General features: G+C 48.1%; 13 protein-coding genes. All 13 read left to right on the top strand.

What is annotated here, in order from left to right; translation table 11 throughout:
• Positions 1-155 precede the first annotated feature (155 nt).
• The 13 genes from rapZ to GCWU000182_RS04055 all read left to right on the top strand — a co-directional run bounded on the left by rapZ (position 156) and on the right by GCWU000182_RS04055 (position 12,773).
• Positions 156-1,043 (top strand): RNase adapter RapZ, encoded by an 888-nt coding sequence (gene rapZ / locus GCWU000182_RS04110; protein ID WP_023391509.1) that lies wholly within the window; start codon positions 156-158, stop codon positions 1,041-1,043.
• On the top strand, positions 1,040-2,065 hold the full coding sequence (locus GCWU000182_RS04105) for a gluconeogenesis factor YvcK family protein (RefSeq protein ID WP_023391508.1): 1,026 nt from the start codon (positions 1,040-1,042) through the stop codon (positions 2,063-2,065). The genes rapZ and GCWU000182_RS04105 overlap by 4 nt, the downstream gene beginning before the upstream one ends.
• Before the next feature lie 34 nt (positions 2,066-2,099).
• Complete coding sequence (gene whiA, locus GCWU000182_RS04100; protein ID WP_023391507.1) at positions 2,100-3,026, top strand: DNA-binding protein WhiA; 927 nt, start codon at positions 2,100-2,102, stop codon at positions 3,024-3,026.
• Positions 3,027-3,256: 230 nt separating this feature from the next.
• Positions 3,257-3,709, top strand: coding sequence for a single-stranded DNA-binding protein (locus tag GCWU000182_RS04095; protein ID WP_035364060.1), 453 nt, complete (start codon positions 3,257-3,259; stop codon positions 3,707-3,709).
• A 115-nt stretch (positions 3,710-3,824) separates the two neighbouring features.
• The gene (locus GCWU000182_RS04090; protein WP_023391505.1) at positions 3,825-4,541 is read left to right on the top strand and encodes a response regulator transcription factor; all 717 of its coding nucleotides are present in this window, start codon (positions 3,825-3,827) and stop codon (positions 4,539-4,541) included.
• Entirely contained in the window at positions 4,541-6,073 is a 1,533-nt protein-coding gene (locus GCWU000182_RS04085; protein WP_023391504.1) for a sensor histidine kinase, read from the top strand. The genes GCWU000182_RS04090 and GCWU000182_RS04085 overlap by 1 nt, the downstream gene beginning before the upstream one ends.
• 25 nt (positions 6,074-6,098) lie before the next feature.
• Positions 6,099-6,794 carry an NAD(P)H-dependent oxidoreductase gene (locus GCWU000182_RS04080; protein WP_023391503.1) on the top strand — a complete coding sequence of 232 codons (696 nt, stop codon included), beginning with the start codon at positions 6,099-6,101 and terminating at the stop codon, positions 6,792-6,794.
• A gap of 6 nt (positions 6,795-6,800) precedes the next feature.
• Positions 6,801-6,974 (top strand): hypothetical protein, encoded by a 174-nt coding sequence (locus tag GCWU000182_RS10250; RefSeq protein WP_023391502.1) that lies wholly within the window; start codon positions 6,801-6,803, stop codon positions 6,972-6,974.
• A 195-nt stretch (positions 6,975-7,169) separates the two neighbouring features.
• Positions 7,170-8,543: an MBL fold metallo-hydrolase gene (locus tag GCWU000182_RS04075; protein WP_035364057.1), complete on the top strand. Its 1,374-nt coding sequence runs from the start codon at positions 7,170-7,172 to the stop codon at positions 8,541-8,543.
• A gap of 132 nt (positions 8,544-8,675) precedes the next feature.
• Entirely contained in the window at positions 8,676-9,716 is a 1,041-nt protein-coding gene (locus GCWU000182_RS04070; RefSeq protein ID WP_035364056.1) for an ABC transporter ATP-binding protein, read from the top strand.
• Complete coding sequence (locus GCWU000182_RS04065; protein ID WP_023391499.1) at positions 9,717-10,622, top strand: carbohydrate ABC transporter permease; 906 nt, start codon at positions 9,717-9,719, stop codon at positions 10,620-10,622.
• A gap of 3 nt (positions 10,623-10,625) precedes the next feature.
• Entirely contained in the window at positions 10,626-11,456 is an 831-nt protein-coding gene (locus tag GCWU000182_RS04060) for a carbohydrate ABC transporter permease (RefSeq protein ID WP_023391498.1), read from the top strand.
• Between the two features lie 42 nt (positions 11,457-11,498).
• Positions 11,499-12,773 (top strand): ABC transporter substrate-binding protein, encoded by a 1,275-nt coding sequence (locus GCWU000182_RS04055; protein ID WP_023391497.1) that lies wholly within the window; start codon positions 11,499-11,501, stop codon positions 12,771-12,773.
• Positions 12,774-13,506: the final 733 nt, after the last annotated feature.

The raw sequence follows: 13,506 nt of genomic DNA, 5'->3' as shown, positions 1-13,506 counted from the left end.
TAGTATAAGGCTAGTGCCCAGAAAGTTTAATAATCTCCTTGAATACCCCAAAACCACCAGTAGCAAGCGTCCGGCTCCTTGGTCGCTTTTCCCGCCTAAGCGTGGTATACTAGGGAGGAAAATAGCAAGGATTCCACAAAGAAAGAGGCGATGATATGGCAGACACACTCGAACTAGTCATTATTACAGGGATGAGCGGCGCCGGCAAGACAGTTGCGGTCCAAAGTTTTGAAGATTTGGGCTACTTCTGTATCGATAACATGCCCCCAACCCTGCTCCCAACCTTCTGGGAATTGGTCAAAGAATCAGGCAAAATCAGCCGGATTGCGCTTGTCATCGACTTGCGGAGCCGAGATTTCTTTAATGAAGTCGACAGCCTGATTGCGACTTTAGATAACACGCAGTTAGTGACGACCCGCATTATTTTCCTGGACTCCAGTGATTCAGTTTTAGTATCGCGCTATAAGGAGACCCGCCGGAATCACCCACTGGCCCCAGATGGCCGGGTATCAGAAGGGATTGCCAAGGAACGTGAGTTGCTCATGGACTTGCGCACCCGCGCCCAAATTATCATTGATACTTCCGATATTTCTCCACGTCAGTTGCGTGAGCGCCTGATTAAGGACTTCGCCACTAAGGATTATCAGACCTTCCATGTGGAAGTCATGTCCTTTGGCTTCAAGTACGGGGTGCCGATTGATGCCGATATTATCTGGGATGTGCGCTTCCTACCTAACCCGCACTATATTCCGGAATTGCGCCCGCAGACTGGGATGGATGCGCCGGTTTATGACTATGTCATGAAGCAACCCGAAACCCAGGCCTTCTACAGCAAGCTCATTGATGTCATTGAGTTCTGCCTGCCAGGTTACAAGAAGGAAGGCAAATCCAGCGTGACCATCGCCATTGGTTGTACCGGCGGTAAACACCGGTCCGTGGCCATTGCTGAGCGAATTGCCAACCACCTTAAGACAGATAACTATGCGGTTAATATTTCCCACCGTGATTATATGAAGAAGAAAGAGACCGTGAACCGGTCATGAGCGAGACCAAATCGCACCGCTATAAGGTAGCAGTCATCGGTGGTGGGACCGGATTGCCTGTTATCTTGCGGGGGCTCAAACGAATTGATGCCGACATTACAGCCGTTGTAACCGTGGCGGATGATGGTGGTAGCTCAGGCGCCATTCGCGACTATATTGATGTCGTCCCTCCGGGCGATATTCGTAACTGTATGGTGGCCTTATCCGATGCCGACGAGCTACTACTGGACGTTTTCCAGTATCGTTTTAACACGGATGATGACTTCTTGGCCGGCCACGCCATCGGTAACTTACTGATTGCCGCTTTGAAAGAAATGCGAGGTTCCTTGACCGAGTCCTTAGACATTCTGTCCAACTATATGAAGGTTCAGGGCCAGATTCTGCCGGCAGCGACCGAGCCCCTAGTCTTGCACGCCCTCTTCGAGGACGGGACCATTGCGGTCGGCGAGTCTAAGATTGCTCGTCATCGGAAGAAGATTCAACAAGTCTTAGTGACCACCATGCAAGGGGAGCCAGCCATTCACGCGACACCCCATGTCGTGGAAGCCATTGAGCAGGCAGATTTGATTGTTCTGGGGCCAGGTAGTCTCTATTCCAGCATCCTGCCTAATCTCATGATTGAAGAAATTGGTCAGGCCATCAAACGGACCCAGGCGGAAGTCGTCTATATTTGTAACATCATGACCCAGTTAGGGGAGACCGAGCAATTCTCAGATGCTGACCATGTCCGGGTCTTGCATGAACATTTGGGCCAGGCCTTTATCGACACGGTCCTCGTGAACATTGCCGAGGTGCCTCAGGATTACATTGACAATCAACCTAATGAAGAGTACCTACTTCAAGTCCGCCATGACTTTGAAGGCATGCGCAAATTGGGTTGCCGCGTCATTTCCAATAGCTTCCTCAGCATGAAAAATGGCGGTGCCTACCATGACACCGAACTAGTGGTGGAAGAACTCCGCCATCTCATGGAAACTATTAAGCTTAACCGTCGCCTCAAACATCAGGCGGCACAAGTCTAAGGTAAGCTAAGTCCAAGCAGAAAGGAGGGTTCTCATGACCTTCGCATCAGAAGTTAAGAAGGAATGTACCCTCTTAGAGGTCCACAAGGAACACGCCAAGGCGGAACTTGCGGCCCTGATTCGGATGAATGGGGCAGTTAGCCTCTACCAACAGAAGTTTATCCTCAATGTTCAGAGCGAGAACGCGGCCATTGCCCGCCGCCTCTACAGTCTACTCAAGCAGTTCTATCACACTGAGAGTGAGCTCATGGTCAGACGCAAGATGAAGCTTAAAAAGAATAATGTCTATATCGTCCGTTGTCGCCAAAATGTGCGGGAAATCTTGGAAGATTTGGGTATCTTCGATGGCTTAATGATTAACCATCATATCGCGCCTGACATTATGAACAATGAGCAGAAGGAACGCTCTTATTTGCGGGGTGCCTTCCTAGCAGCTGGTTCCGTCAACAACCCGGAGAATAGCCGCTATCACTTGGAAATTTATTCCAACTATGAGGAGCACAATGAAGATATCTGCAAGATGATGAATCATTTCCACCTCAATGCTCGGACCATTGTCCGCCGCAACGGCTATATCACCTACCTTAAGGAAGCTGAGAAAATTGCCGAGTTTCTGGCCATTATCGGTGCCAACCGGGCCATGTTGCGCTTCGAAGATATTCGCATTGTTCGTGACATGCGTAACTCCGTGAACCGTCTGGTCAACTGCGAGACGGCCAACCTCAACAAGCAAATCGATGCCTCGCAACGACAGATTGAAGCCATTCGTTACCTAGCCGACACGCGAGGGCTGGATAGCCTACCTGATAAGTTGCGGATTATGGCGGAATTTCGTCTGGATCATCCCGACCTCAGTTTGGGTGAGTTAGGCCAACTAATTCCTGGTGGTCCTATTTCCAAATCAGGTGTCAACCACCGGCTCCGTAAGTTAGTGGAGCTAGCAGAGAGTCATGCTTTATAGCAATCTACCCCTATCCTCGCGATAGGGGCTTTTCTTTTGCGGACTAGCTGAGGCTAGTCTATTTTTATATATAAAATCCTATATACGCCCTTTGCAAGGCGAGGTTGATAAACCAAGGATAGCTTGTAAGCAACATAAAATTTCAACATTTTATGGCCAAAACCCGTAAAAAAACTGGCCCCAAAGCCTATATATCTATGAAAGGCAAATTATTTTCTGGAGGAATACCTATGAATCAGTTGTTGCTTGTTGGACGTTTAACTCGTCCTGTCGAAGACCGTCAGGTGGGTGACCATCGGGTGGTCAATAATTGCCTAGCCGTTTCCCGCCGCCATCGCGACCGTAATGGTGAGCTGCAGACCGACTTCATTCCCATTGTGGCTTGGGACTATCTAGCGGACCTCTTAGTCAAATACGCCCAAAAGGGCCACCGCATTGGGGTGGTAGGGCGGATGGAATCCCGTCATTACACTAATAATCAAGACCAAAAAGTCTACATTCTGGAATGCCATGTCCAAGATATTACCCTGCTTGAGAGCAAGAATGGTAGTGCCGGCAGGGCTAGCGGTCAGAATCACAGCACTCCTAAGGGCCAGGAAGACTACGATGCCATTCGGCGCCAGTATGAAGTGCCCAGCCAAGAACAATTGGACATGCGCCAACTAGCAGGATTTAAGGCTTAAGACCTCAAGTTGCGTCAGTCTTTATGACAATTTTGCGACTAGGTAAGCTCTACCATTACATTTGCTAACTTTTGGTATATAATAGGAGTGAAACCAAGAGTTAGGAGGTCGTCGAATGAACGTATTAATGATTGAAGATAACGAATCTGTCTGCGAAATGATGTCCATGTTTTTCGAGAAGGAGCAATTCCAAGGCCACTTCTACCATGATGGCTTAGAAGGTTACAACGCCTATGCGGAGTCTCCAAGTAAGTGGGACATTGTCTTGCTAGACATTAACTTGCCGTCTATGGATGGTATCACCATTTGCCGGAATATCCGCAAAATTTCTAAGGAAACACCTATTATTATGCTGACTGCTCAAGATTCAGAGAGTGACCAAGTCATTGGCTTGGAAATGGGGGCTGACGATTATGTCACCAAGCCTTTTAGCCCCTTGACCTTGATGGCTCGCATGAAGGCCCTCTACCGTCGTAGTCAAATTCCTGGTACGGACCACAGTCAAACTCAAGAAGAAGAAGGCTTCGATGTAGTGACCAAGAGTGTTAAGATTAATACTGTGACGCGAGAAGCTTACTACAACAACCAGTTGATTGAGAACCTGACGCCTAAGGAGTTTGATTTGTTGCTGACCTTTGTACGCTCGCCTAAGCGGGTCTTCAACCGTGAGCAGTTGCTTAAGCAACTCTGGGAAGATCCTTTCTATGGCGACGAGCGGACCGTCGATGCCCATATTAAGAAATTACGTCAGAAGATTGAAGTGATTGGGCCGCAAATTATTCAGACTGTCTGGGGTGTTGGCTACAAGTACGAAGATCCAGGTGATCATTAATGCGATTTAGATTTCTCTGGCAATTAATTGCCGGATTTCTGCTGGTCATGCTGGTGACCTTGGCCCTATCGGCCTCACGGATTAGCAATTATATGAATCAGCAAATCCACAGTGAAGTCGAGACGCGCCTACTGAATTATGGTAGCAACATTGTCAGTAATAACTTCTCCCGTGAGGATATTAAGAAGGTGGACCAACTGCTGGCCTCGGACAATATCTCCATTCAGGTCTACCTGGCCAATGGGAGTATCATCTACCCAACCTATCGCCAGGAGTACCGGGCCAATCTGACAGATAGTGAATTGCGGGCCATTCGCCAAGGGCAGAACCTGCCACTGCGTGTGACCTATCGTCCAGATAAGGGGAAAATCACCCGTCTAGCCACCGTCTATCTGCCACTCAATCGCCAGGCTAGTGACAGCGCCCAATTTCCGGCCGGCTTTATTAGCCTGAGCGAGCCGATTGAGAACCTGGAGACCCGTCAGCAAGAAGTCTACAACAATATTATCTTCTCCTTCGGGATTGCAACCGCCATTGGTCTGGCTATTAGTGTGGCCTATGCCCTCTTCCAGACCCGTAAGATTCGGCGCTTGCAACAAGCCACTCGTCAGATTACAGCGGGTAACTATGATGTCCAGCTTGATATTAGTAATAAGAGCCGGGACGAGTTTGGGGACTTGGCCCATGATTTCCAAGTCATGACGGATTCCTTGGCAAAATCTCGCGAAGAGATTAAGCGTCAAGAAACCTTAAGACGCCAATTTATGATGGATGCGGCCCACGAGATGCGGACGCCGCTGACCACCATGAGTGGGGTGATTGAAGGGCTCCAGTATGATATTTTCCCTGAGCCCCAGCGCAAACGTAGCCTAGAATTGTTGGCTACTGAGACCCAACGGCTCATTCGCTTAGTTAATGAGAATCTGGACTACGAAAAAATTCGGACCAACCAGATTAGCCTTAACAAGCAGACACTTAAGGCCTATGATTTGCTCTGCCAGATTCGGACCCAGCTAACCGCTAAGGCCCAAGAAAAGGGCAATCGCCTAGTCATTGATGCGCCTGAGGACCTTCTGATTTACGGAGACCGAGACCGGCTGGTTCAAATTATTATTAACTTGGTGACCAATGCCATCCAGTTCTCAGAGAATAGTGACATCACCCTCTGGGGGCGCCAAGATGGCAACTTTACCGAGCTCCGTATTATGGACCAGGGGATTGGGATTGATGCCAAGCAAATTGAAGACATCTGGGAGCGATTCTACAAGGTGGACATTTCCCGTAAGAATACCAAGTTCGGTGAATCCGGGATTGGCTTAGCGGTCGTTAAGTCCTTAGTGGAGGCCCATGGTGGCACTATTCGGGTCGAAAGTGAGCTCGGCCAGGGTTCGACCTTCATTATCCGCCTGCCGCTAGAAGCAGCGGAGTCTGGAGACCAGGACCAAGCCCAAGATGCCGCGCCAAACAAAAGCAAAAAGAATCTGGGGACTTTCCTAATTGGCAACAAGAAGGCCAAGTCAGAGGACAAGTAAGTTCCCTACAGAAAGGAAGCCTGTCGTGACTAAGACCATCGTCTATTTGGCCCACCCTGATGTGGCCGGCTCTAGCAGCCAACAATTTTTACAGCAATCAGGTTTGGCCCTGACGGAGGTCTGCTATGTCGATTTGCAGGCGGAATATGAGGTTAATGGCCGGCACTTCGATGCCAGTGTGGAATTGGCCCGTCTGACTCGCTATGACCGGGTAGTTTTCCAGTTCCAACTCTACTGGTACCAAGCGCCAGCCATCCTCAAAATCTGGTTGGATAGCGTCTTCGATATGTCCAAGGCCATGCAGGCTGCCATGCCTCGCCTCGCTCAGATGGAAATGGGCTTGGTGGTCATCGCAGGTGTTAAGGCTAGCCGCTATCAAGTCGGGGGCCGGGAAGGCTTTAGCCTGTCTTCGCTCTTGTCGCCTTATTATGCCTGGGCTAAGCATTTTGGCTTAGTGCCCTTGGCTTATTTCTCGGTTCATCAGTTCCACTATCTGACCGAGCCCCAGAAGAAACAGCTGCTAGTTCATTACGCTTGCTACCTTGAGACGGGTAAGGTGGATGACTTCGAAGCCTTGCAGACCTTTGTCTTGGAGCGTTTAGCGGACTTGGACTTATCCTTATCGCTTGAAAGCCAAGCAGTCTATGACCAGTTCCGTGAGGACCTGAGTCAAAATCGTGATGAAATCCAGGAGCTGCAGGCCCTGAATAAGGAGGATTAGCTTCTGATGAATCCCTATCAAGACTATGTTCAGGACTGGCAGGCACAGGCTCCTGACTATCCTAGTCAAGCCTTGCTGCAAGTCGCTAGCGACCTCTACCAACAACAAGAAGACCGTCTGCGCCAGCTAGAAGGCCAGTTAGACGGTAGCATGTGGAGTCCAAAGGACTGGCAAAATTAAGTTAAGATCTAACCCCGCCCCTTGACTAGAAGGAGGCGGGGTTTTGTTATGCTCCTAAGTGTCAGGCGACCGAGTGCTGACCTGTTAACAAGTTGGTGCCCGCAACCTGAGAACCTTTCCCCAAGACTTGCGACAGGGGGGCTTTTGGTGGTATGATGGACTGTGGCACAAAATGCAATGAAGGAGACAGACAACATGACACAAGAAATCACGACCCAGGTAAGATTTTGGGGAGGACTTGATACCATAGGTGGTAATATTGTCAGTCTAGAAGCGGGTAACTACCGTATTCTGACAGATTTTGGCGCTTTATTTGGAGCGAGCTTGGAAGAATTGAAGCAAGTCGACTTGACCCCAAGCCTGCTAGAAAAGGGGCATCTGCCGGCCATTGATGGCCTCTACACCCGCCAACAACTAGGCGCAAGTGACCTGGCAAGCTATGAGGAGACCGATATGAAGACCATCGTCTGCCTATCCCACCTCCATCTAGACCATATTGGGGGCTTCGGTCAGTTGCCTGAGGACCTACCCATCTATGCCTTAGAAGACAGTGTTTCCTTCTACCAACGTCTAGCAAGCGACGGCTTGTTGCCTGATTTCAAGGTCAATTGGCAAGCCGTTCAATCAGAGGTGCCTTTCCAATTTGGGCCTTTTACGATTGAGTTTGTGGTCAGCGACCATGACACCATTGGGGCAGCTAGCATCTTCATCACCGGGCCAGACCTTAAGGTGGTTAACTCTGGTGACTTCCGTTTAACTGGTTTCCATCCAGAACGCGTCTTACACTGGGCGCAAAAAGCCCGGGACTTCCAGCCTGACCTCTTCTTAGTTGAAGGGACGACCTTCAGCTTTGACCCAGGATCACGCGATGATCGGATGCAGCTGCCAGAGGACTTGGCTGCTCGCGTAGCCTCAATTTCAGCAGGCAACGAAGCCAAGTTCCTCAAGGACTTTACCCAAGTGGTTGCGCAAGCTGGCAATCAGTTAGTGGCGCTTAACGTCTATCCACAAAATATTGAACGTCTAGTCTATATGGCGCAAGCGCTCAATCGTGCAGGACGGACTCTGGTCTTAGAGCCTAACTACTACCGTCTCTTGCGGCCTTACATGGCACCAGAGGCAGCCTTGGCAACCATCAACTGGGATGGCGACAGCAAGCTGCCAGTTCAAGATGTCTTGACCTGGGACCAAGTGCAGGCAGCACCTGCTCAATACGCTGTCCAAGTCGACTATGAACAACACCATGATTATATCTTCAGCCTATCGGAAGGTATCTACATTCACTCCAACGGGGTGCCGCTAGGAGCTTATGATGCGCGTTACCAACCTTGGTTGGAAGGCATCGTCAAAGCAGGTTGGCAATTCTATCATGGCCATGTGTCTGGCCACGCTTCTACTCAAGACCTCTGCTTGGTCAACTATGTGGTAGGTGCTAAACTAGTTGTGCCATGGCACAGCTTTAAGCCAGAACGTTATGCAGAAGCCTTAGTTGATTTAGGGCTGACCCCATGGTTGCCAAGCCTAGATACCACTTATTCGGCTGACCAAATTAAGAGCCTAGCTGACTAAAAAAGCTTTTATTAGAATAGCATGAAAAACGCAAAAATTGAGGGAAATATGATGCGATTTATGCTATAATTCATGCTAGAGCATTAAGCTCCCAAGCACTTATTAAGACTGACAAAAATGAGGAGAATCAACGTGCAAGTTAGATTTGAAGACGTGACCATGCAGTTTGAACAGAAGACTGTCTTGGACCGGATTAATTTTACATTGCCTAGCCAGCAACTTATTTCCTTCTTAGGACCTTCTGGCTGTGGTAAATCTACAACATTATACTTAATTTCAGGGTTACTGAACGCAACATCAGGTAAGATTTTCTTCGACGATAAAGATGTAACTAAATTAGACCCAGTCAAACGTCGGGTAGGCTTAGTCTTCCAATCCTATGCCCTCTATCCACACTTGACAGTCTTGGAAAACATCATGTTCCCGCTCAAAATGGAAAAAATGCCAAAAGCTGAGCGCCGTGAACGTGCCATCGAAATGGCAAAACTAACGCAAATTCAAGACCAGCTAGATAAGTACCCACGCCAGTTGTCAGGGGGACAACAGCAACGGGTGGCCATCAGCCGGGCTATGGCCAAATCACCTTCCATCCTACTTATGGACGAGCCTTTGTCTAACTTAGACGCTCGCCTCCGGATTGAGATGCGCGAAGAAATTCGCCGTATCCAACAAGAGACCGGTGTTACTACCGTCTTCGTTACCCACGACCAAGAAGAAGCTTTGTCTATCGCGGACAGCGTCATGGTCTTAGAAAAAGGCGAGATTCAACAAGTAGCGGACCCAGTCAGCCTCTACCAAACACCAAGCAACCTCTTCGTGGCACGCTTCATCGGGTCACCAATTATCAACACCTTTGCCAAGAGCTCTGCCGCTCTTAACCCTAACAGTGCCTTCGCGGAATTGAACTGGGCGACCATCGGGGTTCGTTCCGAGCACTTCCGTCTGGGGACGGCGGATAACTACCTAGTCCGCGGGAAAGTAGTCCGTGTGGAAGCAGTAGGTAAGGATATTACCGTTCACTTGGAATGGGAAGGCGACCGCTTCGTGGTTTCCAACTTAGAAGGTGACTTAGAAGTAGACCAAGAAATCTACTTGCAAGTACCAGCTGAACGCCTACTCTTCTTCCAAGAAGACCAACGTCGCATTCTGTCAGAAAGCGAGCGTGAGGGCTAGATGAACCGCAAACCTACTCTCAAGAGTAGCCTCCAGGCCCTACTCTATTTAGCGCCGGCCTTGGTGTTCATGACAACCTTCACCATTATTCCGATTATCCGCTCCTTCATGATGAGTTTCTACGAGAACTACAAGTTGCGGAATATTACTAAGAACAAGCCAGTGGTCTGGTCTCTGGATAACTTCCAGAAGATTCTGGCGGACCAAAAGTTCTACCTAGCGCTACAAAATACGGCAACCTATGTTTTCTGGGTGGTGCTCTGTTCCATCACAATCTCAGTTACAGTAGCGGTCTTGCTCAATCAGATTCCCTTTCTCAAAGGCCTCTTCCGAACCGCCTACTTCTTGCCATTCGTTACCTCAACGGTGGCCATCTCCGTGGTTTGGTCTTGGCTCTATCACTCAGAGTACGGGTTACTCAACTATCTCTTAGGTTTAGTAGGGATTGACCGTATCAACTGGCTCAATGATCCTAAGACAGCCATGACGGCTGTCATTATCATGGCAGTCTGGAAGAGTCTGGGCTTCAATATTCTGCTGACCTTGGTCGGCTTGGGCAACATTAACGAGACCTACTACAAGGCAGCTCAAGTTGATGGGGCCAATGCCTGGAAGAGATTCACCAATATTACCTTGCCGCTCTTGCGGCCAACCCTCTTCCTCTTGTCAACGGTCGGCATCATCAATGGCTTCAAGGTCTTCGATGAAGTCTTCGCTCTCTTCAATGGGCGTCCTGGACCAGGTGGTTCAGCCATGACCGTTGTCTACTATCTCTTCGATCAGTTCTATGTTCAATTTAACTACGGGATGGCAGCTGCGACCGGGATTATCCTCTTCGCCATTGTCCTCATTATTACCGTCTTCCAGAACATAGGCAACAAATACTTCGAGAAGCGGGGAGGTTAAGACATGGCACGCACAAAACGTATTCAAACCATTCTGCTCTATGTCATCTTGACCTTGGGCGCGCTGGTCATGATCCTGCCATTCTACTGGATGGTGGCGACCAGTCTGAAGTCCGGGCCCGAAGCAATCTCCGTACCGCCAACCTGGCTGCCACGGAACTGGCTCTTCTCCAACTATGGCCAAGCCCTGGAGAAAGCCCCATTCGGCCGCTACTTCCTTAACTCGGTCTTTGTCACAACCGTGACGACCGCCGGGGAACTCTTCACCTCAATCTTGGCAGCTTATGCCTTCGCTAAGCTCAAATTCTGGGGTAAAGACATCCTCTTCTTACTCTTATTGGCAACCATGATGGTGCCAGGGGAATTGATGACCATTCCAAACTTCGTGACCTTGTCAAGTTGGAAATTAGTCAACACCTACTGGGCCTTGATTATTCCTTGGTTCGCCTCTGTCTTCTCGGTCTTCACCTTGAAGCAAAACATTCAGACGATTCCAGACGAGCTCTACTATGCTGCCAAGACGGATGGCGCCAGCGACTGGCAATTCCTCTGGGAAATGGTTGTGCCCCTGTCTAAATCGTCCATTATCGCCGTGATGATTCTCAAGGTCATCGGGTCATGGAACTCCTTCCTCTGGCCAATGATCGTCACCAACTCGGCGCCTGAATTACGGACTTTACCTGTTGGACTCCAAGCCTTTACCACTGAAGCCGGCACCCAATTCGAACTCTTGATGGCGGCGTCGACCCTGGTAATCTTGCCAATGGTGATTATTTACTTATTGTTGCAGAAATACATTATTCAAGGTATTTCACGTTCTGGCTTGAAGGGCTAGCCCCTCAATGCTTTCCCATTAACTATTTGGAGGTAACATCTAGTGAAAAAAATCAAAGTGCTTTTCGCATTATTACTCACAGTAGTCTTAGCATTCAGTGCTTACGCACCATCTGCTCAGGCTGCTGACAAGGTTAAAGTAACTTTCTGGCATGCAATGAACGGTCCTCACGCTGAGGAATTAACCCGACTCGTTAAGGCCTTCAACGAATCTCAAGATAAGTATGAAGTTGAAGAAACTAGCCAAGGGAACTACAAAGCCCTACAACAAGGGGTGATGGCGGCGGCTGCTTCTGGCGACCTACCAACCATGACCCAATTAACTGCTTCTAGCTTCTCTGGCTTCAAGTCAGAAGGGCTCTTAGCTCCATTAGATGAATTCTTAACTGCTGACAATGGCTTCACTGAAGAACTTAAGAAGGACATCTACCCAGGTTTCTTAAAAGGCGTAACCGTTGAAGACAAGATTTACGCATTACCATTTTCTAAATCTGTACGTCTCATGTTCGTTAACCAAGACATGCTCAAACAAGCAGGTAAAGAAGTACCTAAGACTTGGGCTGAAGTCAAAGAATTAGCAGCTGCCCTCAAAGAAAAAGGCGTTGATAAGCCAGCCTTAGGTTTGGAAAATGGTCTATCTATCGAAGTGGAAACTATGGCTCGCCAAAACGGCGCAACTTGGGTTTCTGACGACTTGAAGACAGTTGACCTCACTTCTGACAAAGCCATCGAACCTATCCAATTTATCAAAGACATGGTCAAAGACGGTTCAGCACGTTTGGCCGGTGAAGACAAGTACATGTCAGGTCCATTCGCAGCTGGCGGTTCTGCAATCTACATTGGCTCATCTGCGGGCTTACCTTACGTAGTCAAGGGTGTGCAAGAATCAGGTATCAACATTACCACTGCGCCAGTCCCAACCTTCGGTCAAGGCAAGCAAATGACCCTCTTAGCAGGGAACGACTTAGGGGTCTTCGAAGATGCTTCTGATGAAGAAAAAGCAGGGGCTGTAGCCTTCATGTCCTTCCTCCTCAAGGCGGAGAACACTGCAACTTGGGCATCTAAGACTGGTTACCTACCAATCACTAAGTCTGGGACTAACTCAGAAATCTGGACTAACTATGTCAAAGAAAACCCACTTGTTAAGGCAGCATCTGACGAATTAGAGTACGGCTTTACGGATCCAATCTATGAAGGTTCTGCTAAAGTCTTCTCTGATTCAGAATTAGCCTTGGAAAACATCGTTGTTAACGATGCAGACATCAAGACTGAAATGAAGAAGATTGAAGACCTAATCAAGGGCTACCTACACCTATAATCAGCCTGATTAATACAATAAGTAAATAAGTCAAACGAGAGACTGGGACTTGCTCCTGGTCTCTTTTTGGGCTTTATGAGACCAAACGTTTAGGCCCCAAGCTATTTAGGATGGTTCAGAGACTTATTACATGTAATAAAACACAAGGACCCACAGGGTTGGAAGCAATAAAGTATAAATTGTCTAGTCATAAGCTAGACGACAAGCGTCGCGCATTGTTTGGAAATTTAGTGCGTTATATGATAAGTATGACTTAGAGCAGACAAACAGACTGTAACAGCTAAGTGACAGGTAGATAAAAGATACGAACGATTCTTAAGCTAAAAAGCTTGAACGTAAAGGCTAAAATGTGGAGCTGTCTTGAAAAAAAGATGAATAAGGTAGGATTTTTCGATTATATATTTCAATATTGTAACACAAGTGTGGCAAAAGCGAATTTTCATGAAAGGATGCAAAGAATAATCATTATAAATATAAAGAAAAAACAAGAAGACGAGGGCGGCTGAATTTAGAGAATTTTTATGGTAACGGGATCAAAGTGAGCAAAAACGTAAGAAAATCGTAAAAAATCTGTGATTTAGACAACTTAGAATGTATACAATCCTTGCCCTGTGTGGTAAAATAGGGGATAGCTAATAATGCAAATCTATGCTTAAAAGAGCTCAAAAAATTATTTTTTTGAAATTGCGGATCTTGCTCCGGCCAAATCCGACACAAGCATTTGAGCATTGGA

The organism is Abiotrophia defectiva ATCC 49176 (assembly GCF_000160075.2).
Classification (GTDB): Bacteria; Bacillota; Bacilli; order Lactobacillales; family Aerococcaceae; genus Abiotrophia; species Abiotrophia defectiva.
This window is presented reverse-complemented; position numbering and strand designations above follow the sequence as displayed.

What these genes read in the sequence shown, in the direction of transcription:
- GCWU000182_RS04065 (WP_023391499.1), top strand. Translation starts at nt 9,717, where the DNA reads ATGAACCGCAAACCTACTCTCAAGAGTAGCCTCCAGGCCCTACTCTAT.
- GCWU000182_RS04060 (WP_023391498.1), top strand. Translation starts at nt 10,626, where the DNA reads ATGGCACGCACAAAACGTATTCAAACCATTCTGCTCTATGTCATCTTG.
- GCWU000182_RS04105 (WP_023391508.1), top strand. Translation starts at nt 1,040, where the DNA reads ATGAGCGAGACCAAATCGCACCGCTATAAGGTAGCAGTCATCGGTGGT.
- GCWU000182_RS10250 (WP_023391502.1), top strand. Translation starts at nt 6,801, where the DNA reads ATGAATCCCTATCAAGACTATGTTCAGGACTGGCAGGCACAGGCTCCT.
- GCWU000182_RS04075 (WP_035364057.1), top strand. Translation starts at nt 7,170, where the DNA reads ATGACACAAGAAATCACGACCCAGGTAAGATTTTGGGGAGGACTTGAT.
- GCWU000182_RS04085 (WP_023391504.1), top strand. Translation starts at nt 4,541, where the DNA reads ATGCGATTTAGATTTCTCTGGCAATTAATTGCCGGATTTCTGCTGGTC.
- rapZ (WP_023391509.1), top strand. Translation starts at nt 156, where the DNA reads ATGGCAGACACACTCGAACTAGTCATTATTACAGGGATGAGCGGCGCC.
- whiA (WP_023391507.1), top strand. Translation starts at nt 2,100, where the DNA reads ATGACCTTCGCATCAGAAGTTAAGAAGGAATGTACCCTCTTAGAGGTC.
- GCWU000182_RS04090 (WP_023391505.1), top strand. Translation starts at nt 3,825, where the DNA reads ATGAACGTATTAATGATTGAAGATAACGAATCTGTCTGCGAAATGATG.
- GCWU000182_RS04095 (WP_035364060.1), top strand. Translation starts at nt 3,257, where the DNA reads ATGAATCAGTTGTTGCTTGTTGGACGTTTAACTCGTCCTGTCGAAGAC.